Below are 19,578 nucleotides of genomic sequence, written 5' to 3' on the forward strand. Positions count from 1 at the left end.
CGATGTCCTCGCACACCTGTTCGCGATGTCTCCGGTCCAAACACCCCCTTGAGGGGGAGATGGCCGGCAGGCCAGAGGGGGGTACTGCCCCGCCGGCGTCTCAAACAAAAAACCCGGCTTCGCGCCGGGTTTTTCAAACGCTGCGAGCTAACCAGCTTCAGCTCACCTTGACCTTGGCGGCAGCCTGGTCCTCGGCCAACTTCTGCTGGAACATCTGCGCGAAATCGATCGGGTCTAGCATCAGCGGCGGGAAGCCCCCGTTGCGTGTTGCCTCGGCGATGATCTGCCGGGCGAACGGGAACAGCAGCCGCGGGCATTCGATGAACAGGATCGGCAGCATGTGCTCCTGCGGGAAGCCGCTGATGGAGAAGACGCCGCCATAGACCAGCTCGACGTTGAACAGCACTTCCTGGTCGAACGACGCTTTTGCGTTCAGCGTCAAATTGACGTCGAACTGCTTGTCCGAAAGCGGGTTGGCGTTGACGTTGACATTGATGGCGATGCCCGGAGCCTTGTCGCGGCCGCGCAACGAGTTCGGTGCGCCGGGGCTTTCGAAGGACAGGTCCTTCACATATTGCGCAAGCACGTTGAGCGAAGGCTGCGCCGCATTTCCATTACCGTTGGCTGCGCCGGTCGGCGCGTCGTCGTTGCTGGCCATAAGCTGTGGTCCTTTTGCCTGGGCAGCGTTGCTGACCGGATTGAAATTCGGGCGTTCGCTATCATGGCCGGCCCGACAAGACAAGTTTGCAAAAGACGCCGGTTGCCTTGCAGCTACTCGTCCTTGAGGCGGCGCCAGGGAGAACCCGGCCCGCGCGTATGGTCGTCGGCCCGCGAATAGTCGCCGTCGTCGAGATCGATGGTCTTGCCGCGTTGCCTTGCCCGCAAACCACTGCTGAAATCGGTTGCCAGCACGATGCGGCCTTTCAGCATCCGCCAGGCAAGATCGCGCACCGGCGGCAGGAACAGCAGAAGGCCGAAAATATCCGAGATGAAGCCGGGGATGATCAAAAGGATCGCTGCCAGCACGATCATGGCGCCATGCGCAAGCTGGCCGCTCGGATCACGCCCGGCATCCATTTCGGCACGGACCCTGGCCATGACGCCAAAACCCTGGTGCCGCAGCAGCAGGGCGCCGGCGACACTCGAGGCCAGCACCAAGCCGACTGTCGCCAGCGCGCCGACCTGGCGGCCGACAATAACGAAACCGGCTATCTCCAGCAGCGGAAGCGCGAGAATGAACAGGGGAAGCAGCGAAATACGCAAATCTTGACCGATCGTTTTCGATGTTTTGCCGGCCGGCGAGCAATCGCCGCTGGCACCAGAGCTGTTAGATAGGTATGGCTGCCTTTGATTTGAATGATTGCGCCATGCGTTCTATATGCTTTGGATACTGAACGCTATGTGATCGCGGCCCTTGCTTGGCCGCTGGTCCGGCCAAAGCAGGGATTGATTGGCGCAAGATATGGGCTTCTTCGACTTCGGCACGATTTTCTTTCTGATTGCGGCGGTGGTGATCTTCTTCCAGCTGCGCAACGTGCTTGGCCGACGCACGGGCAACGAGCGCCCACCCTTCGATCCATATACGGCAGCGCGCAAAAACGACAAGGATGCCGCCCAGAAACCCGAGAACGTGGTCTCGCTGCCGCGCAAGCGCCTGGCGGGAGAGCCGGCGGCCGATGCCTATGTGGCGATCGATGCCTTTGCCAAGCCGGACACCGATCTCAATCGGGGCCTGCGGGCGATCAAGGACAATGATCCGACCTTCGATCCGAAGACCTTCGTCGACGGCGCCAAGATGGCCTACTAGATGATCGTCATGGCCTACGCCGATGGCGACCGTAAAACGCTGAAGAACCTTTTGTCGCGCGAGGTCTATGACGGCTTCGTCGCGGCCATCGGCGACCGCGAGGCGAAGGCCGAAAAGATCCAGTCCTCCTTCGTCGGCATCGACAAGGCCGACATCGTTTCGGCCGAGATGAAGGGCAGCGAGGCGCACATCACGCTGCGCATCGTCAGCGAACTGATTTCGGCGACCCGCGACAAGGCCGGCGCCGTCATCGACGGCGATCCCGAAACCGTCGCCGAGGTCAAGGATGTCTGGACCTTCGCTCGTGACGCGCGCTCGCGCGATCCGAACTGGAAGCTCGTCGCCACCGAAGAAGAAGACTGAACTGGACGGCGGCGGAGGCTGTCGTGTCGCTTTCTCGAGCCTTCAGCGAAAAATCCTTTGGCGAATTGCCGGGCTGGGGCGAGGACGACCATCTCCCTGCCTTTGACGCCTTTCGCCGGTCGGCCTTTCATATCCTGACCAAATCCTACCGCTCCGGCGCGCTCGGCGTCGATTACAATGGCTTTGCCGACGCCTATGCCGAAGCGCGCACCGTTTCGCCGGCGAATCGGTTGCAGGCCCGAAGCTTTTTCGAGCGCCATTTCGTTCCGGCCCGTATCGATGCCGAAGATGGTGGCCCCGGCCTGGTCACCGGCTTTTATGAGCCGGAGGTCGAAGCCTCGCCGGTGCGAACGGAGCAGTTTCCGGTGCCATTGCTGGCCCGCCCGGCCGACCTTGTCGACATCGACGACGGCAATCGTCCTTCCGGCATGGATCCTTATCTCGCCTTCGCACGTGCGGCGCCGAACGGCCCGGTCGAATATTTCGACCGCGGCGAGATCGAACGCGGCGCGCTTGCCGGAAAAAGGCTGGAAATCGCCTGGCTCGCCGACAAGGTCGACGCCTTCTTCATTCACGTGCAGGGCGCGGCACGCCTCAAGATGACCGACGGCAGGCTTCGCCGCATCACCTATGCCGCCAAATCCGGCCAGCGCTTTACCGGACCGGGCAAGATCTTGAGCGAGGAAGGCGAGATCCCGCTGGAGAAAGTGACGATGCAGTCGATCCGTGCCTGGTTCAAGGCGCATCCGGAACGCGTCGACGAGATCCTTTGGCGCAACCGCTCCTACATCTTCTTCCGCGAGATGGGCGTCGACGACCCAGAGCTCGGCCCGATCGCTGCCGCCAAGGTGGCGCTGACCCCCGGCCGCTCGATCGCCGTCGACCGACTGCTGCACACGTTCGGCACGCCCTTCCATATCGATGCGCCGTCGCTGACCGCTTTCGACGGAAAACCGTTCCGGCGGCTGATGATCGCGCAGGACACCGGCTCGGCGATCACCGGGCCGGCCCGCGGCGATCTGTTTGCCGGGTCGGGCGATGCTGCCGGCGAGATCGCCGGCGTTATCCGCAACGCCGCAGATTTTTATGCGCTGATCCCCCGGCCGCTGGTTTCAGGAGCAGGCCGATGACCCGGCGCATCGACAGGCTGAGCGAGGACGACCGGGTGCTGTGGAACCTGGTGGCGCACACGGCAAAACCGCTGAAGGGCAGAACCGCCGTCGAAATTCCGCACGTCGGGCCGGAGATCGACGAGACCAGGCAGGCGCCGCCGCCGGCACAGGTCGCGGGCAATGCTGCCACGGCTGCAAAGCCGAAGGCGCAGCATGTCTCCCACGCACTCGACGAACCGACGCTGGACAAGCTGTCGAAGGGCCGGCTGCCGATCGAGGGCCGCGTCGACCTGCATGGCCTGACGCAGGACGAAGCCTATTCGCTGCTGTTTTCCTTTCTGCACCGGGCGCATGCCGGCGGCATCCGCTACGTCCTGGTGATCACCGGCAAGGGCTCTTCGTCGGGCGGCGATGGCGTCTTGCGGCGCGCCGTGCCGTCATGGCTGTCGACACCCGCCTTCCGGCCCCTCGTCTCCAGCCACGACCATGCCGCCCGCAAACATGGCGGCTCGGGCGCGCTCTATGTCCGCTTGCGGCGGGCGCGCTCATGAGGACACGCCGATGAGGGACGCACCTATGAGGATGCACCCATGAAGGTGCGCTTGTGACCCCATTCGGCGAAAAGCTTCGCGTGCTGCGAAACGAGCGCGGCGTCAGCCAGAAGGACATGGCCAAGGCGATCGGCGTCAGCGCAGCCTATCTCTCGGCGCTGGAACACGGCCGCCGCGGTGCGCCGAGCTGGACGCTGATCCAGAAGATCATCGGCTATTTCAACATCATCTGGGACGACGCCGAGGAACTGGCGCGGCTGGCCGAAACCTCGCATCCGCGTGTCAAGCTCGACACGTCGGGCCTTAGCCCGGCGGCGACCGAGCTTGCCAATCTCCTGGCCGACAACATCGAAAAGCTCGACGAAGCCGAGCTTCGCCGCATCATTGCGTCGATCCGCGCCGCGCTGGCACGACCGAAATGAGTTGCCTTGTTACTGGACCGAGCCGACCAGCACCTGCTGGCCGCCGCGGATCGAGACCCAGCGGCCGGTATTGTCGATCGCCTGCCGCTTGAGGAAACGATAGCCGGTCTGGTCCCAGGAACGGACCTGGTCGGTCAGATTGTCGAGGATATAGTCGCCCTTGTCGGTGCGCACCGTCAGCACGGCGTGGCCTTCGCCATCCGGCTTGCGCACGACGGTCATCAGCAGATCGGAAAACGAGACGCCCAGCCGATTCAGCTCACGGCGCTTTTCCAGGACATAGTCCTCGCAATCGCCGACGCCCTTGTCGGGATAGGCCCAGACCTCGTCCTTGCCGTAGATGTCGAAGTCGCTCTCCGGCTTGACGGCGGCGTTGACCCTTGTCGTGACGCTGAGCAGCTTGCGCCACAGCGAGCCGGTCAGGCTGGCGGGCGACAGATCCTTCGGGCGGATCGAACATTCGGACGCGTAGCTCTTGCAGAAATCATAATGGCCGATCGGCTGCGAGGTCGGGCCACCTGTTATCATCGGGCTGGCTGCCGAGGCCGAACCGGCCCAACCTGCCGCCACAGTAAGTCCGGCCAGCGCACACAGGCGCAGCGTTCTCGCCATTGGTGAGGAAATCATTGTCCCCGCTTGTCCCTTGTTGTTAACGAAACGTTAAGGGGTATTTACAGTCCGTGTCAATTATGAGGATGGATTGATTTTTGCGGCATGGTTACCCGCGTGGCGCCAACGCGACTATTGTGCAACAGGTCGACCGGCCGCACGGCCCCGCCAACCGATGATTTTGGATTGACCGACCTGATGCGGATTGACAGGCATCATCACTGGTCGCCTATTTCTTGCCGGTCCTGACCAGCTTGGGCTTGACCGCAACACGGTTCTGACGGCCGTAGCTGGTAATGAAGTCGACGATGCGCGGCACGATTTCGGAGCGGAAGCGCGAGCCGTTGAACACACCATAATGGCCGACCGCCGGCTGCATGTAATGGGCGTGCCTGTCGGCCGGGATGTTGATGCACAGGTCGTGCGCAGCCTTGGTCTGGCCGAGGCCGGAGATGTCGTCGTTCTCGCCCTCGACCGTGAACAGGGCGACATTGCGGATCGCCGAAGGGTCGACCGCCACGCCGCGATGCGTCATCGTGCCCTTGGGCAAGGCCTGGCGGACAAACACGGTGTCGACGGTCTGCAGGTAGAATTCCGCCGTCAGATCCATCACCGCCAGATATTCATCGTAGAACTCGCGGTGCTTCTCGGCATTGTCGCCGTCATGCTTCACCAGATGCATGAAAAAGTCCTTGTGGGCGATGATGTGGCGGTCGAGGTTCATGCTCATGAACCCCGAAAGCTGCAGGAAGCCAGGATAGACCTCGCGGCCGAAGCCCGGCACCGGCCAGGGCGCGCGCATGATGACGTTGTCGCGGAACCAGTCGATGCCCTTTTCCTGCGCCAGCAGATTGACCGCCGTCGGATTGCGGCGCGTGTCGATCGGCCCGCCCATCAGCGTCATCGTCGAGGGCACGAACGGATCACCCTTGGCTTCCATCAGTGCCGCCGCCGCCAGCACCGGCACCGAAGGCTGGCACACCGCCATCACATGGGTGTCGGGGCCCAGCGCATGCAGCATGTCGACGATGTAGTCGATATAGTCGTCAAGATCGAAGCTGCCGTCGGCCAGCGGCACCATGCGGGCGTCGACCCAGTCGGTGATATGCACGTCGGCATAGGGCAGCATCGCCTCAACCGTACCGCGCAGCAGCGTCGCGTAGTGGCCCGACATCGGCGCGACGATCAACAGCTTCGGATCCGGCCGGCGCCCAGCAGGAACCGCCCGCTCGAAACGGACCAGGTTGCAGAACGGCCGCGACCAGACGGTATGTTCGCTGACCTCGACGGTTTTCCAGTCGACCACGGTCTTGGTCAGGCCGAATTGCGGCTTGCCGTAGCGGCGCGTCGTGCGCTCGAACAGTTCGGCCGTTGCCGCAACCGAGCGACCCCAGGACGTGTGTGAGACCGGGTTGAGCGGATTGGAGTAGAACAGGCGCACCGCATCGGCATAGAGGCGCGCCGGCTGCAAGGCGGCGTGGTTCAGTTCGTAGAGCTGGTAGAACATCGAGAACCCCGCTGCCGACTGCGATCGAAGGGCCGACGAGCAGCGCCGAGCCTTGAATGCCTTGCGGGGAAGTTAGCAACAATCTGCTGCGATGCAATACGTCAACTTGCGTGATTTAGGCTCGTTCTTTCGTCCAAGGCGTTGAGAATCCGCCTGGAACGGCAACAGCCGGCTCAATGTGCACCTGCGAAGGCCAGGCAGGCAGCACGGCTATTGGGGACGAGCGTCGGAGGCGGTGTCCGGCCGTGGCGGCCGTTAGACCCGTGCCATGCAGACAGCGGTGTGACCCGAGCTGATGAAGCCAAGCTGACTGGCGGCGCCCTTCGACAGATCGAGCATCCGCCCCTTGATGAACGGGCCGCGGTCGTTGATGCGCACGACGACACTGCGGCCATTGTTGCGATTGGTCACCTTCAGCTTGGTGCCGAACGGCAGGCTGCGATGCGCGGCAGTCAGCGCCGACGGGTTCATGCGTTCGCCGGAAGCGGTTCTGGAATGCAGTGAGTACCAGGAGGCACGTCCGCACTGCGCGGCGGCGCTGGCAGTGGATGCGCCGACCATCAGGCCAGCCGCGATCGTGGCCGCGACAAGCGCGGTCTGGTTGCTTTTGTTCATGTGTTGGGGACTGGCTCCGTTGACAGACCCGCAGCGGTTAGGGACGAATGAGGCAGCAAATGCGGCAATGATCTGTCGGTTCCATGGCAATGTTACACGTTTGGAGTCGACGCGAAACAATTTGTCAGAGATTTCCCGCAGCGCGGCACAGCTTCCTTGATGATCTTTCCACCGATCTCCGCATGTCTTGCGCAGGATCAGAGGTTAGCATCTAAGTAGAAGTTGGCGTGATTGGGCTGCTTCTTTTAGCTGTTCCATTTCGGCCGGAATGCGGCTGATGATCGACTTGGAAGGGAGTTCTAGCGATGAGATTGATCAAAAATCTGCTGGCCTTGATTGTGCTCGCCATCGGCGTGCTGTGGTTATTGCAAGGCATCGGTTGGGTCCAGGGCAGCTTCATGACCGGCCAGTCGCAATGGCTCTATGCCGGCATCGTGACCGCGCTGGTCGGCCTGGTCGGTCTGGCCTGGGCAAACCGTTCGCGCGGTTGAGCAGGCGTCCATGCTCAGGCGCCCGCCGGAGCAGCACACAGCGGACCCGTGGCGGCCGCTCACCGCGACCAGTACTGCCAGCCCCAGTAGAAACTTTCGTCGCGCGGCGGCAGGCGGTTGCGCTCGGCATCCAGCTGCACCGGCGTCGGCGTTTTGCGTTCGCCGTCAGGCGGCTGTTTGTCTCCGGCCTTGATCAGGCGGAGCCAATGGCCGAAATGCGCAAACAGTACAGCGGTGGAATGGGGCATCGTCACGTCTCCGGTCCGGTTACTCCCGCCCCGCCCACGGGACGAGAACCCGCTCGATCCTGCGGATGATGAATTCGAGCACGAAGGCAATGGCAGCGATCACCAGTATGCCCATCACCACCACGTCGGTGACGAGGAACTGGGCAGCGGACTGGATCATGAATCCAAGCCCGCGCGTCGCGGCCACCAGCTCGGCGGCGACCAGCGTCGACCAGCCGGCGCCGAGCGCGATGCGCAGCCCGGTCAGGATCGAGGGCAGCGCGCTGGGCAGGATGACGTGCCTGATCACCTGGCGCTGCGTGGCGCCAAGCGAGCGCGCTGCATTGATGCGCTCCTGCGAGACGCCGCGAACACCCGATGCCGTCGACAGCGCAACCGGCGCCAGCATGGCAATGGCAATCACCAGGATCTTGGACGGCTCGCCAATGCCGAACCAGATAATGATCAGCGGCAGATAGGCGAGCGGCGGGATCGGCCGCAGGAATTCGAGCAGCGGATCGAAGATGCCGCGCCCGATCGTGCTGATGCCGATAGCCAGCCCGATGGGAACGCCGACGAAAACGGCCGCGACCAGCGCCGCAAACACCCGCCACAGGCTGGCGGCGATATGCTGGAGCAGCGTTGCGTCGACAAAGCCGTCACGGGCGACGACGACAAATTTGTTCCAGACTGCCACAGGCGACGGCAGGAAAACCGGCGACACCAATTGCAGGCGGGCCGATGCCGTCCACGCCGCCAGCATCATCAGAATGGTGATCGCGCTAACCACGCGGGCCGAAACGCGGCTGCGTCTCGGCCGCGGCCGCGACCATGGCACCGACAGCGCGTCGGCTCCGTCGTCGACCTTGCGCTGCGGCCGCTCGGTATAGGAGGTAACGGTCATGCTGCCTCCCCTTCGAAGATCGCGTCGGTCAGCTCGCCGCGCGCTGCGGCGAAGGCGGGATCGGCCTTGATGCTGCGAATGGCCTCGCCGGCTGCATAGCGCCGGCTGAAGCCGGTCTCGAAGCTCCACACCACCCGGCCAGGGCCGGGAGCGAGCACAATGATACGGGTTGCCAGCACCAGGGCTTCCTCGATGCCGTGCGTGACCATCAGCACGCCGACCTGGCTCGCCGTCCACAGATCGAGCAGCGTTGTCTGCATGCGTTCGCGTGTCAGCGCATCGAGCGCGCCCAGCGGCTCGTCGAGCAGCAGGAATTGCGGCTCGGCCGTCAGCGCCCGGGCCAGGCCGACCCGCTGGCGCATGCCGCCGGAAAGCTCCCAGATGCGCTTGTCGCCGGCGCCGTCGAGTTTCACCAGCGCCAGAAGGTCGTCGGCAGTCCGCGCCCGTTCCGCGGCCCTGACACCGCGCAGCCTGAGCGCAAAGGCGACATTTTCCCGCGCGGTCAGCCACGGAAACAGCGCGTCGTTCTGGAATACGACGGCGCGGTCAGAGCCTGGCGCCGTGATCGGCCTGCCGCCAATCGTGGCGCGTCCGCGCACAGGCTCGACCAGGCCCGCAGCGACGTTGAGCAACGAGGTCTTGCCGCAGCCGGAGCGGCCGACCAGGACAACGAAGTCATCCTTGGCGATCTCAATCGACACATTTTCGACCGCCGGCGCCGGCTGACCGTCATAGTGGACCGAGACCTTGTCGAGCACGAGATGCGTCATGGGAACCTCGCCGATATTCCGAATCTGTCTGCCCCGAAGCCGCTCCTCGCAAGCGGTTCGGGGCAGGGAGCACGCGGCGTCAGGGAAGGAGAACCGCGCGCGTTGGCGTCAGTTCGAGGCAAGCGCTTCGCTGACATATTTCGACGACACGTATTTCGAATAATCCGGCAACACGGCGTCGATCTTGCCCTGCTCCTTGAGGAAGGCAGATGTCGCCTCGACCGCTTTGACCGTGCCGCCACCGAGGAACTTGTCCGAGGCTTGCTCCTCGAGCGTCGGGAAGACATAGCCCCTCAATAGTTGCGGCACGTCCTCCAGCTTGGCCCCGGTGATCGTGGCGATCTTCGCCGCTTGCGGCGATGTCACCGACCAGGCGTCCGGCTTGGCCAGGAACTCGGCATAGGCCGCGCCCGTCACCTTGACGAAGTCGCGCACCGCTTCCGGGTTCCTTTCGGCGAAGTCGGTGCGCACGATCCAGGCGTCGAAGGTCGGCGCGCCCCAGGCGGCGACCTGCGAGGAATCCAGCACGACCTTGCCCGAAGTCTTGATCTGGCCGAGTGCCGGATCCCAGACATAGGCGGCGTCGATGTCGCCGCGCGCCCATGCCGCCGCGATCTCCGGTGGCCGCAAATTGAGAATATCGACCGACTTCGGGTCGACACCCTCATGCTTCAGCGCGGCAAGCAGGCTGTAATGCGTCGTCGAAACGAAGGGCACCGCCACCTTCCTGCCGGCAAGGTCGGCGGCCTTCTCGATGCCGGCGCCGTTGCGGGCGACAAGGGCCTCGGATTCGCCGATCAGCCCGACAATGAAGACTGTCTGGATTGGTAGCTCGCGGCTCGCCGCCGCCGCCAGCGGGCTCGAGCCGACATAGCCGATGTCGACCGAACCGGAAGCGATGGCGGCGATCACGTCGGCGCCGGAATCGAATTTCCGCCAGTCGATTGCCGCCTTGGTCGCGCTCTCATAGGCGCCGTCGGCCTGCGGCACCTTCGAGGGCTCGACGACCGTCTGGTAGCCGATAGTGATCTTGAGGTCCTGCGCATCGGCTGGGTCGAGAAAGGCGGCGCCAGCCAAGGCCGCCGAGGACAAGAGAACGATACGTCGCGAAATGGTGGACATGAAACGCTCCTTGGAAACGAGGAAAACCCGGATTGCGTTTCATAGTCATCTAACTCTATCGTTCTTGTAGAGTTAAATCCTTCCAATCGGTGCGGTCTTGTTAGAAAAAGTCATCTGGCTATGGCAGTTCGCGCGCTTCTGGGTGACGGCTCGGGTGAGAACCATCGTCCTTGCCCGGGAACCTCTTCCACGTCGTCCTTGCGCGCAACAAGGATTTTCCCGTTTTCGCCCCTGCATCGGCAAATCCATACTGTGGATAGCCAAGAAATTGGAAACAAGTTCCCTGTGTTCGCGGTTAAGTCTAGTATCCTTATCGACATTGAAGGATTGGAGAGGACGATGAGCGACGCCACCCTCCTTGTTGCCGCGCGCGGCATGCTTTGGCCTTCAAATTCAGGGGCAGAAGCTGCTGTTGGTATTCTCGCCGATCGGGACATTCCTGCCGCCGGCCAGTTTGCCGGTGTGTCATTCGCGGTGGCTCCTGTGCTCGCAAGAGCACAAGCCCCGGCCAAAATGGCCATTGCGGCGTGAAAACGAAGCAAAATCAACGTTTCTCGGCTTGTATATCATGTCACTAGAATTTATCTGTAGTGACAGCTTGGACGCGGCGGGGAGGCACGCCAGGCGTTTCGCAACCGGTGGCCTTGCGCCATCGCATGACAGAGAAACGTGCGGGTTATGCTCACGAAAAAAGGTAAATACGGCCTCAAGGCGCTCGTCCATCTGGCGCGCCTGCCGGTTGGACAGCTCGCCTTCGTCAACGACATCGCCACAGGAAACAATATTCCGAAGAAGTTCCTCGATGCCATCCTTGGCGAATTGCGCAATGCCGGTTTCGTTCAGAGCCGCAAGGGCAAGGAAGGCGGCTACCGGCTGGCACGCCCAGCGGACGAGATCAAGGTCGGCCACGTCGTGCGCGTGCTCGACGGGCCGCTTGCCCCCATTCCTTGCGCCAGCCGCACCCAGTATCAGCGCTGCGAAGACTGCAACGAGGCGACATGCCAAGTCCGACACCTGATGCTGGAGGTCCGGCAGGCCATCGCCGAGGTGCTGGATCAGCGCAGCCTCGCGGAAATGCGCGACATCGCCGGCGACGAGGATTTTTCGGCGGCGTTGAAAATCCAGGCCTGAACCAATCTCTCCTGAGCCGGCGACGATCGCCAGGACAGCTGGTGTGCGCATGACCGGGCGCGCTACGCCAAGTTCGATCATCATTGTCGGCGGCGGCGCCAGCGGTGTCGTGCTTGCCGCTCATCTGCTGAAGTCGCCCAATCCCGATCTACGTGTCAGCCTGATCGAAAAACGCCCGCATTTTGGGCAAGGCATGGCCTATTCAACGCTGCTGTCGGCGCATGTGCTGAATGTCAGCGCGTCGGGCATGAGCGCCTATGCCGACGATCCCGGCAATTTCTCGCGCTGGCTGCTTGAACGCGGCCTGGCAACGCCGGAACAGGCGCCGGTCTATGCGCCGCGCAGCGTCTACGCCCGCTATCTCAAGGAGTTGCTCGACGAGCTCGAGGCGCGTGAGCAGCAGACGGGCCGGCTGCGCTTGATCCGCGAGGAGAGCCTGTCGATCTCGCCGACCGCGTCAGGCGTCGAAGTGGCGCTGGCCAACGGCACCAGCGTGGTTGCGCATCTTGCCGTGCTCGCCACCGGCCACGACGAAGAGCCGGGGGCGGGGCAGGGGCATGCGATCAGGATGGGATCCGAGGCGGACACTGCGCTCGACCCCGAAGCCCGAGTCCTGGTGCTGGGCACCGGCTTGAGCATGGTCGATGCCTTCCTGTCGCTCGAGCAGCGCGGCCACCGCGGCGCGATCGTCGCGGTGTCGCGGCGCGGCCTGCTGCCTTCGCCGCATCGCAAGGGCAATCCGATCAAGCTCGACGTTGCCGACATTCCGCTCGGCACCCAGCTTTCCTATTTCGTCGGCTGGTTCCGCGACCTGATCCGGGAAAACCAGAAGGCCGGCATCGACTGGCGCGACGTCGTCGACGGTCTGAGACCCTTCAACCAGAAGATCTGGCAGAACTGGCCGTCCTCGGCCAAGCGCCGCTTCGTCGAGCACACCAAGGCCTGGTGGGACATCCACCGCCATCGCATGGCGCCGGAAGTCTACGCCCGCGTTGCCGAGGCGGTGCAAGCGGGCCGCATCCGCCTTGTCGCCGGCCGCGTCGTCGAGATCGCCGCCGGCGACGGCTTCAGCCTACAGGTCCAGTCGCGCCACACGCAGCAGCTCGAAAGGTTCGACGTCACCCGCATCTATGATTGCACAGGCATCGCCAAGGACATCTCGACCACCTCGAACAGCGTGGTGCGGTCGCTGGTCGAGCGTGGGCTGGCACGGCCGGATCCGCTGCGCCTCGGCCTCGACGTGACCGCGAACTGCGAGGTCATCGCCGGCGACGGCACGGTATTCGCCAATATCCTCGCCGTCGGTCCACTGACGCGCGGCACCTTCTTCGAAATCGACGCCATTCCCGATATTCGCGTGCAGTGCGCGCGGCTGAGCAAGCGCTTGCTCGGATGAGGCCGCCTCTGTCTTGACGCGATCTCGGATGCAAGACCGCTGTCGCCGGGTGAAAAGATCTCGACCGCATAGCCGCGTTCGGTGAAGGCGAACCAGGGTGCGGGAGCTCGCTCCACCAGAGCCGACCAGCAGCCTGTGGTGGTCGAGACAGCCAGGCAATGACGCCACACGTTTCGGCCGTCTCGCATCGACCGGATTGATGTCGCGCACGCTCGTCTTCGTTCTCCTCCATGGATTTTGTAGTCGGCGAGGCCGTGAGCCGCGACCCTGGCCAGATGGCCGGGCAAATTCTGCTTTCGTCGTCACCGTGCCTTGCCTACCATGGCGCATGACCCAACGCGGAAGACTCTACGGCTGTCCGGTCGAGTTCGCGCTCGACGCGCTCGGGGGCAAATGGAAGACGGTGATCCTGGCGCGCATCAAGGAACAGCCGATGCGCTATTCCGACCTGCGCCGGCTGATTCCCTCACTCTCGGACAAGATGCTGACGCAGCGCCTGGCCGAGCTTGTCGAGATCGGCTTCGTCACGCTCCAGACGTCGCCCGACGGCAAGGGGCGCTACGCCTTGACCGGGCGCGGTGAAGATCTCGCCGCCGCGCTCCAGGCGCTCTACGACTGGGGCAGCGTGCACGGTCGCGCCGAAGGCGTGCGCTTTCGCACCGACAGCGCAGCCACCACCTAGATCAATTCCGGGAAAAGCGCGGAGCGGTTTTCCGTCCGTAATGTGTGAAGACAAAGCGATGGAGCGGTTCGGCGTTGCCGTGAAACGGTGGGTCGCGCGGCAAGCCGATTGCCCTCAACCCGCGCCGGCAAGCGCGCTGCAGAAGCTTGCGACGTCGGTGACGACGGCTTCGCCGAGGAAGCGTAGCGTTGCCATCGAGCGGTCGCGCGCTTCGCGGTTGCCGAAGCCACAGGCATCCTCGATTACCACGGCGACAAAGCCATTGTCGGTCGCCTGGCGAACGGTCGGCTCGATGCCGATCTCCATGGCGATGCCAGCGAGCGCTATCGTGCGCACGCCGCAGTCGCGCAAGGCAAAGCCGAGCGCGGTGGAATCGAACGCCGACATCGTGAGCTTGTCGAATACCGCCTCGTCCGCGCGGGGGTCCAGCTCGGGCACGATCCGCGTCGCTTCGGCGTCGCGCAGGAACCACGGCTCGACCGTGTCGGGGCTGTCGCGCCGCTGCCAGGCCATGGCGGTGCGCAGCTGCGTCGCGCCCATCCATTTGCGCGGCAGCGACAGGTGGCGCGTGAACGCCACCCGCATTCCGGCCCCGCGCGCCGCTTCCAGCACCGTGCCGGTGCGCTCGACGAGGGTGGCGGCGCCGGCCACCTGCCGACAGATGCCGACCTGCATGTCGTAGACCACCAGCGCCGTGCGGCGCGGATCGCACCACTCAGCCAGGCTGGCCGGGATTTCGATCCCGTCGCTCGACCGGATCATGCCGCAGTCCGGTCCCATGGCTTGGCGATATCGACCGTCGGATCGAACAGGAATTCCAGCGGCAATGGCGCGTCGAAGGCGATGAAGTGCCATTCTAGCAGCCCGGCCTTGGACAGCGGGAAGTCCTCGGTGTAGCGCCGCGCTTCCGCGACGCTGTCGAGCTCGAAGACGATGATGACGCCGCCAATATCGGCGCGCGCATAATTCTCACGCACGATCCCCGCCTTCCAGAGCCGCCAGACATTCGACACTTCGTCGCGCAGATAAGGCCGCAAATCGTCGAGCGTGACGCCGGGCTTGAAATTGTCATAGGCAAGAATCTTCATCGGCCGTTCCTTGCATTGCTGTTCGCCCAGCGCCGGGTAGCATGGCGGAATCGGCGGCCGCAACGAACGAGATGGTGCGTTGAAACGCCCGCACGATTGCCGTTGATCCTATGGGCGGCCGCGGGATAATTTTTGCTGAAGAGGAGAAAAGCGCGGTGACCATCGAAAGGCTGAACCCCGAGGGCATGCACAGCAATCCGGCCTATTCGCACGGCGTGTCGCTGCCGGCATCCGCGCGCATCGTGCTGGTCGGCGGCCAGAATGGCGTCGACGCGCAAGGCCGGACCGTCGCCAGGGACGATCTCGCTGCACAGACCGCTCAGGCGCTCTCCAACCTGGCAAAGGTGCTCGAAGCCGGTGGGGCAAAGCCTGAAGACCTCGTCAGCCTCTCGGTCTATATCGCCGGCGACCTGGACATAGGGCCGGCCTTCGGCGCCTGGATGGCCTTCTGGGCAAACCGTGGCGCGCCGCCGATCATCAAGGTGCTGCGCGTCGCCGGCCTCGGCAATCCGGATTTTCTGATCGAGATCGAAGCTCAGGCCGCGATCGCCTGAACCCTAAGCGGGTTCTGCAAATCTTTTGCCCCTGCCTGCAGGCCGACGAAGCTTTCGCGAAATTCCATTCCCCTGCTGGCGGCCGGATTGGCACGATCTATCTTCTTTCCAACTGCAAACGGCTGGAAAAGACGGTAGGTTGCCGTCTTCCAGGGCGGTTGCTCATTCTGGCAACGGAGCATCTGACATGAGCAAGCACAAGATCGTGGCACCGGACGATGCATCGTCCCGCCTGCGCCCGCCTTATGCCTCGGTTCTCGACCTGATCGGGCAGACGCCGGTCGTCGAGCTGACCAAATTCGACATCGGCAAGTGCCGGCTGTTCATCAAGCTCGAAAGCCAGAATCCCGGCGGCTCGATCAAGGACCGCATCGCGCTGTCGATGATTGCCGCCGCCGAAAAACAGGGCAAACTGAAGCGCGGCGGGACGATTGTGGAGGCGACCGCCGGCAACACCGGTCTTGGTCTCGCCCAGGTCGGCATCCCCAAGGGCTACCGCATCATCCTGGTCGTCCCCGACAAGATGTCGCGCGAAAAGATCCAGCATTTGCGGGCGCTCGGCGCGGAGGTGCGGATGACGCGTTCCGATGTCGGCAAGGGTCATGCCGAATATTATCAGGACATGGCCGAAAAGATCGCCGCCGAGCTGCCCGGCGCCTTCTATGCCAACCAGTTTGCCAATCCGGCCAATCCGCTGGCTCATGAAACCACGACCGGACCGGAAATCTTCCAACAGCTCGAAGGCGACGTAGATGCGGTTGTCGTCGGTGTCGGCTCCGGCGGCACGCTGACCGGGCTTGGCCGCTATTTCGCAAAGGTCTCGCCGAAGACCGAGATGATTTTGGCCGATCCGGTCGGCTCGGTGCTGGCGCCGTTGATCAAGACCGGCAAGATGATAGAGGCCGGGAGCTGGACCGTCGAAGGCATCGGCGAGGATTTCGTCCCGCCCAATGCCGATCTGTCGCTGGTCAGGAAGGCCTATTCCATCCCCGACAAGCAGAGCATGCTGGCGGTGCGCGACCTGCTTTCGAAGGAAGGCATCCTCGCCGGCTCGTCGTCCGGCACGCTGCTTTCGGCAGCGCTCCGCTATTGCCGCGAGCAGACCGTGCCGAAGCGCGTCGTCACCTTCGTCTGCGACAGCGGCAACAAGTATCTGTCGAAAGTGTTCGACGACTTCTGGCTGGCCGAGCAGGGCCTTGCCGAGCAGGAGCAGCATGGCGATTTGCGCGATCTGGTGATGCGTTCGCACCGCACCGGTGACACCGTGTATGTCGGTCCGGACGAAAGCCTGCTCAACGCCTATGGCCGCATGCGCCGCTCGGATGTTTCGCAGCTGCCGGTGCTGGACGAGGGCAAGCTCGTCGGCATCATCGACGAAAGCGATATCCTCGCCAAGGTCGAAGGCCCCTATGACAGCCGCTGGGACCGCTTCAAGGCTCCGGTCAGTACGGCCATGACCTCTACCCTGCACACGCTGCAAGCCAGCCAGACGCTGGACGCGTTGCTGCCGGTGTTTGATCGCAACGAGGTCGCCATCGTCTTCGACGGCGACGAATTCATCGGGCTGATAACACGCATCGACCTGATCAACCATCTGAGGCGCGCCCGATGACCGTCAAAGCCACCGTATCGGGCAAAAACCGCCTCGCCTTTTCGACGCGCACCATCCATGGCGGCCAGAGCCACGACCCGACGACGGGCGCGGTGATGGTACCGATCTATGCCACTTCGACCTACGGTCAGCAGAGCCCGGGCGTGCACAAGGGCTTTGAATATGCCCGCAGCCAGAACCCGACCCGCTTCGCCTTCGAACGCGCTGTGGCCGATCTCGAAAGCGGCACAGCCGCCTTCGCCTTCGCTTCGGGGCTGGCAGCGATCGCCACTATTTTCGAACTGCTCGATTCCGGCGCCCACATCGTCGCCACCGACGACATCTATGGCGGCACGTTTCGGCTGCTCGAGCGGGTGCGCAAGCGCTCCGCCAACCTCCAGGTCGACTTCGTTGACTTCACCGATCTTGCCGCGGTCGAGGCGGCGATCCGCCCGGAAACCAAAATGCTCTGGGTCGAGACGCCGACCAACCCGCTGCTGCGTGTCGTCGACCTCGAAGGCGTCGCAGCACTTGCCAGGCGCAAAGGCGTGCTCTCAGTCGCCGACAACACTTTCTGCAGCCCCTATCTGCAGCGGCCGCTGGAGCTCGGCATCGACATCGTGGTCCATTCGACGACAAAATACCTCAACGGCCATTCCGACATGGTCGGCGGCGTCGCCGTGGTCGGCGACAACAAGGATCTCGCTGACCGGCTGAAATTTCTGCAGAACGCCATCGGCGCCATTTCCGGGCCGTTCGACAGTTTCCTGGCGCTGCGCGGACTGAAGACGCTGGCGCTGAGGATGGAGCGTCATTCGTCGAACGGCCAGAAGATCGCGCACTGGCTGGAAAGCCGTCCCGACATCCGCCGTGTCATCTATCCCGGCCTGCCCAGCCACCCGCAGCACGCCATCGCCAGGCGGCAGATGCACGCCTTCGGCGGCATGATCACGGTCGAGCTCGACCGCGACCTCGCCGGCACCAAACGCTTCCTCGAACATACGCAACTGTTCACGCTGGCCGAAAGCCTCGGCGGCGTCGAAAGCCTGATCGAGCACCCGGCGCTGATGACGCACGGCTCGATCCCGGCGAAAAAACGCGCCGAGATCGGGATTTCGGATTCGCTGGTAAGGCTGTCGGCCGGGATCGAGGATGGCGACGATCTGATCGCGGATCTGGATCAGGCGCTGGCGAGCTGAGCCCGCCAACAAGAACCTACGAGACGTCGGCAGGACAGTGCCCCCTCTGCCCTACCGGGCATCTCGGCCACGAGGGGGGAATTTGGCCGTCATCTTGCGCTTTCGCCAACCTCCAACGCTGAAACACGGACGGGACGGCGAAGCTGCCGATCTCCCCGCTTGTGGGGGAGATGTCCGGCAGGACAGAGGGGGCGTGAAGGATCGCGAACGAGCGGCGCTTATTCTGCACCCATATCCATGTGTCTTACATTCTATTCCGTTGACCTTGGCGCCATCTGGCAGAATTGTAGCTTCCTGATCCACCTTGCTGCCTGGCTCCGGAAGCTATGAACAACCGACAACGCAACCAACCGACGGCAAGCGATACCCCCCTCACCTTCGCCATCCTGGTCTTCCCAGGCTTTCCGATGATGGCGTTCAGCTCGGTGATCGAGCCGCTGCGCGCGGCGAACGTGCTGGCCAAGCGGGACTGCTACCGCTGGATCATCGTCGGCGCCGCCGAAGGCCCGGTGGAGGCCTCGAACGGCGTCATCATCCAGCCCGGCTTTGCCGCCCATGACGCGCCGAAGGTCGATCGCGTCGTCGTCTGCTCGGGCGGCGATGCCGATCATCTCGTCGCACACGATGCGGTGAGCTGGATCCGCAGGAGCCTGCGCGACGGCGCCCATATCGGTGCGGTGGCGGATGCCGCCTTCTTCCTGGCTCGGGCCGGCCTGCTCGACGGTCATGCCTGCACCTTGCACTGGACCAGCCAGGCTGCCTTCACCGAAGCGTTTCCGGATATCGAGCTGAGGCGCGATCTCTATGTCATCGACCGCAAGCGCTTCACTTCGGCCGGTGGCGTCGGCAGCCTCGACATGATGCTGGAGATCATCACCAGCGATTACGGCGCCGAGCTGGCGGCCGGCGTCGCCGAGTGGTTCGTGCACAGCCCGCTGCGCTCCAGCGTCGACCGCAAGCTGATGCCGCTGCGCTTGCGCACCGGCGTGCAGAACGAACTGGTGCTGTCGGCCATCGCCATCATGGAGGATGCGGTGGAGGAGCGGCTCGGCATGACGGACCTTGCCGCCAGGCTCGGCGTCTCCTCCGACAAGCTCGAGCGCAATTTTCGCTCCGAGCTCAGCATCTCGCCCAACGGCTATTACCGCCGCCTCAGGCTGAAACGCGCTGCCGACCTCCTGGCGCATTCGACGCTGATGGTGCGCGACGTGGCGCTGGCCTGCGGCTTCGCCTCGATGTCGAGTTTTGCGCGGGCGTTTCGGGAGGAGCATGGCCATGCGCCGAAGGTGATGCGGAGGCATTAGGTATTTCGGATGTTGGCGGGACAGCGCCCCCCTCTGCCCTACCGGACATCTCCCCCTCAAGGGCAGGGCTATCGCATATGAGTGATGGCATTGATGAGATAGTCGTCGTTCCAGGCGCATTTCTTGATGCGAT

23 protein-coding genes and 1 pseudogene are annotated in these 19,578 nt (G+C 63.6%); 13 read left to right on the plus strand and 11 right to left on the minus strand.

The features are described from left to right. Positions 1-157: 157 nt before the first annotated feature. Positions 158-658 carry a protein-export chaperone SecB gene (secB, locus tag NKH90_RS32465; RefSeq protein WP_023675917.1) on the minus strand — a complete coding sequence of 167 codons (501 nt, stop codon included), beginning with the start codon at positions 656-658 and terminating at the stop codon, positions 158-160. 113 nt (positions 659-771) lie between these two features. Next, entirely contained in the window at positions 772-1,263 is a 492-nt protein-coding gene (locus tag NKH90_RS32470; RefSeq protein WP_023675916.1) for an FxsA family protein, read from the minus strand. 199 nt (positions 1,264-1,462) lie between these two features. On the opposite strand from NKH90_RS32470, the pseudogene NKH90_RS32475 reads away from it, so the two are divergent. From NKH90_RS32475 to NKH90_RS32490, 4 genes and pseudogenes are all read left to right on the plus strand, one after another. Further along, positions 1,463-2,170: pseudogene (locus NKH90_RS32475) on the plus strand (Tim44/TimA family putative adaptor protein). 23 nt (positions 2,171-2,193) lie between these two features. Then, positions 2,194-3,300, plus strand: coding sequence for a murein transglycosylase A (gene mltA / locus NKH90_RS32480; RefSeq protein WP_352500824.1), 1,107 nt, complete (start codon positions 2,194-2,196; stop codon positions 3,298-3,300). Continuing rightward, positions 3,297-3,833: a Smr/MutS family protein gene (locus tag NKH90_RS32485; protein ID WP_352823293.1), complete on the plus strand. Its 537-nt coding sequence runs from the start codon at positions 3,297-3,299 to the stop codon at positions 3,831-3,833. The genes mltA and NKH90_RS32485 overlap by 4 nt, the downstream gene beginning before the upstream one ends. Before the next feature lie 53 nt (positions 3,834-3,886). After that, positions 3,887-4,255 (plus strand): helix-turn-helix domain-containing protein, encoded by a 369-nt coding sequence (locus tag NKH90_RS32490; RefSeq protein ID WP_023675912.1) that lies wholly within the window; start codon positions 3,887-3,889, stop codon positions 4,253-4,255. Positions 4,256-4,264: 9 nt separating this feature from the next. Here the strand turns inward: NKH90_RS32490 and NKH90_RS32495 are convergent, their stop codons facing one another. The 3 genes from NKH90_RS32495 to NKH90_RS32505 all read right to left on the minus strand — a co-directional run bounded on the left by NKH90_RS32495 (position 4,265) and on the right by NKH90_RS32505 (position 6,986). Then, a complete protein-coding gene (locus tag NKH90_RS32495; protein WP_352473987.1) occupies positions 4,265-4,882 on the minus strand; it encodes a transglutaminase-like cysteine peptidase in 618 nt (205 codons plus the stop codon). 211 nt (positions 4,883-5,093) lie between these two features. Then, positions 5,094-6,371, minus strand: coding sequence for a polyhydroxyalkanoate depolymerase (locus NKH90_RS32500; protein ID WP_352473986.1), 1,278 nt, complete (start codon positions 6,369-6,371; stop codon positions 5,094-5,096). A 255-nt stretch (positions 6,372-6,626) separates the two neighbouring features. After that, complete coding sequence (locus NKH90_RS32505; protein ID WP_352473985.1) at positions 6,627-6,986, minus strand: septal ring lytic transglycosylase RlpA family protein; 360 nt, start codon at positions 6,984-6,986, stop codon at positions 6,627-6,629. A gap of 305 nt (positions 6,987-7,291) precedes the next feature. On the opposite strand from NKH90_RS32505, the gene NKH90_RS32510 reads away from it, so the two are divergent. Then, positions 7,292-7,477 (plus strand): hypothetical protein, encoded by a 186-nt coding sequence (locus NKH90_RS32510; protein WP_352823296.1) that lies wholly within the window; start codon positions 7,292-7,294, stop codon positions 7,475-7,477. Positions 7,478-7,536: 59 nt separating this feature from the next. On the opposite strand, the gene NKH90_RS32515 is transcribed toward NKH90_RS32510, so the two are convergent. From NKH90_RS32515 to tauA, 4 genes are all read right to left on the minus strand, one after another. Continuing rightward, positions 7,537-7,725: a hypothetical protein gene (locus tag NKH90_RS32515; RefSeq protein ID WP_352453651.1), complete on the minus strand. Its 189-nt coding sequence runs from the start codon at positions 7,723-7,725 to the stop codon at positions 7,537-7,539. Between the two features lie 19 nt (positions 7,726-7,744). Next, positions 7,745-8,608, minus strand: coding sequence for an ABC transporter permease subunit (locus tag NKH90_RS32520; RefSeq protein WP_352473980.1), 864 nt, complete (start codon positions 8,606-8,608; stop codon positions 7,745-7,747). Next, the gene (locus NKH90_RS32525; RefSeq protein WP_352823298.1) at positions 8,605-9,378 is read right to left on the minus strand and encodes a taurine ABC transporter ATP-binding protein; all 774 of its coding nucleotides are present in this window, start codon (positions 9,376-9,378) and stop codon (positions 8,605-8,607) included. The genes NKH90_RS32520 and NKH90_RS32525 overlap by 4 nt, the downstream gene beginning before the upstream one ends. A 108-nt stretch (positions 9,379-9,486) precedes the next feature. Beyond that, positions 9,487-10,500 carry a taurine ABC transporter substrate-binding protein gene (tauA, locus tag NKH90_RS32530; protein WP_352823300.1) on the minus strand — a complete coding sequence of 338 codons (1,014 nt, stop codon included), beginning with the start codon at positions 10,498-10,500 and terminating at the stop codon, positions 9,487-9,489. Between the two features lie 339 nt (positions 10,501-10,839). Here tauA and NKH90_RS32535 point away from each other — a divergent pair, with 339 nt between their 5' ends. From NKH90_RS32535 to NKH90_RS32550, 4 genes are all read left to right on the plus strand, one after another. Then, positions 10,840-11,031 (plus strand): hypothetical protein, encoded by a 192-nt coding sequence (locus NKH90_RS32535; protein WP_352458582.1) that lies wholly within the window; start codon positions 10,840-10,842, stop codon positions 11,029-11,031. A 147-nt stretch (positions 11,032-11,178) separates the two neighbouring features. Further along, positions 11,179-11,631 (plus strand): RrF2 family transcriptional regulator, encoded by a 453-nt coding sequence (locus NKH90_RS32540; RefSeq protein WP_023675902.1) that lies wholly within the window; start codon positions 11,179-11,181, stop codon positions 11,629-11,631. Between the two features lie 49 nt (positions 11,632-11,680). Then, on the plus strand, positions 11,681-13,027 hold the full coding sequence (locus NKH90_RS32545) for an FAD/NAD(P)-binding protein (RefSeq protein WP_352823303.1): 1,347 nt from the start codon (positions 11,681-11,683) through the stop codon (positions 13,025-13,027). Positions 13,028-13,355: 328 nt separating this feature from the next. Continuing rightward, positions 13,356-13,709, plus strand: a complete 354-nt coding sequence (locus tag NKH90_RS32550) for a winged helix-turn-helix transcriptional regulator (protein ID WP_352473975.1) — start codon at positions 13,356-13,358, stop codon at positions 13,707-13,709. Positions 13,710-13,823: 114 nt separating this feature from the next. On the opposite strand, the gene NKH90_RS32555 is transcribed toward NKH90_RS32550, so the two are convergent. Further along, positions 13,824-14,471 carry a cysteine hydrolase family protein gene (locus NKH90_RS32555; protein WP_352542813.1) on the minus strand — a complete coding sequence of 216 codons (648 nt, stop codon included), beginning with the start codon at positions 14,469-14,471 and terminating at the stop codon, positions 13,824-13,826. Then, entirely contained in the window at positions 14,468-14,797 is a 330-nt protein-coding gene (locus tag NKH90_RS32560) for a hypothetical protein (RefSeq protein ID WP_352458586.1), read from the minus strand. The genes NKH90_RS32555 and NKH90_RS32560 overlap by 4 nt, the downstream gene beginning before the upstream one ends. Positions 14,798-14,952: 155 nt before the next feature. Here NKH90_RS32560 and NKH90_RS32565 point away from each other — a divergent pair, with 155 nt between their 5' ends. From NKH90_RS32565 to NKH90_RS32580, 4 genes are all read left to right on the plus strand, one after another. Beyond that, the gene (locus NKH90_RS32565) at positions 14,953-15,351 is read left to right on the plus strand and encodes a RidA family protein (RefSeq protein WP_352458587.1); all 399 of its coding nucleotides are present in this window, start codon (positions 14,953-14,955) and stop codon (positions 15,349-15,351) included. A gap of 187 nt (positions 15,352-15,538) precedes the next feature. Beyond that, complete coding sequence (locus NKH90_RS32570) at positions 15,539-16,963, plus strand: pyridoxal-phosphate dependent enzyme (RefSeq protein ID WP_352473972.1); 1,425 nt, start codon at positions 15,539-15,541, stop codon at positions 16,961-16,963. Continuing rightward, the gene (locus NKH90_RS32575; protein WP_352458589.1) at positions 16,960-18,141 is read left to right on the plus strand and encodes a cystathionine gamma-synthase; all 1,182 of its coding nucleotides are present in this window, start codon (positions 16,960-16,962) and stop codon (positions 18,139-18,141) included. Before NKH90_RS32570 ends, NKH90_RS32575 begins: the two co-directional genes overlap by 4 nt. A gap of 326 nt (positions 18,142-18,467) precedes the next feature. Then, positions 18,468-19,445: a GlxA family transcriptional regulator gene (locus NKH90_RS32580; RefSeq protein WP_352770169.1), complete on the plus strand. Its 978-nt coding sequence runs from the start codon at positions 18,468-18,470 to the stop codon at positions 19,443-19,445. Positions 19,446-19,578 lie beyond the last annotated feature (133 nt).

The organism is Mesorhizobium sp. M0898 (assembly GCF_040319695.1).
Classification (GTDB): Bacteria; Pseudomonadota; Alphaproteobacteria; order Rhizobiales; family Rhizobiaceae; genus Mesorhizobium.

What these genes read in the sequence shown, in the direction of transcription:
- NKH90_RS32515 (WP_352453651.1), bottom strand. Translation starts at nt 7,725, where the DNA reads ATGCCCCATTCCACCGCTGTACTGTTTGCGCATTTCGGCCATTGGCTC.
- NKH90_RS32560 (WP_352458586.1), bottom strand. Translation starts at nt 14,797, where the DNA reads ATGAAGATTCTTGCCTATGACAATTTCAAGCCCGGCGTCACGCTCGAC.
- NKH90_RS32550 (WP_352473975.1), top strand. Translation starts at nt 13,356, where the DNA reads ATGACCCAACGCGGAAGACTCTACGGCTGTCCGGTCGAGTTCGCGCTC.
- NKH90_RS32505 (WP_352473985.1), bottom strand. Translation starts at nt 6,986, where the DNA reads ATGAACAAAAGCAACCAGACCGCGCTTGTCGCGGCCACGATCGCGGCT.
- NKH90_RS32510 (WP_352823296.1), top strand. Translation starts at nt 7,292, where the DNA reads ATGAGATTGATCAAAAATCTGCTGGCCTTGATTGTGCTCGCCATCGGC.
- NKH90_RS32520 (WP_352473980.1), bottom strand. Translation starts at nt 8,608, where the DNA reads ATGACCGTTACCTCCTATACCGAGCGGCCGCAGCGCAAGGTCGACGAC.
- NKH90_RS32500 (WP_352473986.1), bottom strand. Translation starts at nt 6,371, where the DNA reads ATGTTCTACCAGCTCTACGAACTGAACCACGCCGCCTTGCAGCCGGCG.
- NKH90_RS32570 (WP_352473972.1), top strand. Translation starts at nt 15,539, where the DNA reads ATGAGCAAGCACAAGATCGTGGCACCGGACGATGCATCGTCCCGCCTG.
- NKH90_RS32545 (WP_352823303.1), top strand. Translation starts at nt 11,681, where the DNA reads ATGACCGGGCGCGCTACGCCAAGTTCGATCATCATTGTCGGCGGCGGC.
- tauA (WP_352823300.1), bottom strand. Translation starts at nt 10,500, where the DNA reads ATGTCCACCATTTCGCGACGTATCGTTCTCTTGTCCTCGGCGGCCTTG.
- NKH90_RS32555 (WP_352542813.1), bottom strand. Translation starts at nt 14,471, where the DNA reads ATGATCCGGTCGAGCGACGGGATCGAAATCCCGGCCAGCCTGGCTGAG.
- NKH90_RS32525 (WP_352823298.1), bottom strand. Translation starts at nt 9,378, where the DNA reads ATGACGCATCTCGTGCTCGACAAGGTCTCGGTCCACTATGACGGTCAG.
- NKH90_RS32580 (WP_352770169.1), top strand. Translation starts at nt 18,468, where the DNA reads ATGAACAACCGACAACGCAACCAACCGACGGCAAGCGATACCCCCCTC.
- NKH90_RS32485 (WP_352823293.1), top strand. Translation starts at nt 3,297, where the DNA reads ATGACCCGGCGCATCGACAGGCTGAGCGAGGACGACCGGGTGCTGTGG.
- NKH90_RS32575 (WP_352458589.1), top strand. Translation starts at nt 16,960, where the DNA reads ATGACCGTCAAAGCCACCGTATCGGGCAAAAACCGCCTCGCCTTTTCG.
- NKH90_RS32540 (WP_023675902.1), top strand. Translation starts at nt 11,179, where the DNA reads ATGCTCACGAAAAAAGGTAAATACGGCCTCAAGGCGCTCGTCCATCTG.
- secB (WP_023675917.1), bottom strand. Translation starts at nt 658, where the DNA reads ATGGCCAGCAACGACGACGCGCCGACCGGCGCAGCCAACGGTAATGGA.
- NKH90_RS32535 (WP_352458582.1), top strand. Translation starts at nt 10,840, where the DNA reads ATGAGCGACGCCACCCTCCTTGTTGCCGCGCGCGGCATGCTTTGGCCT.
- NKH90_RS32495 (WP_352473987.1), bottom strand. Translation starts at nt 4,882, where the DNA reads ATGATTTCCTCACCAATGGCGAGAACGCTGCGCCTGTGTGCGCTGGCC.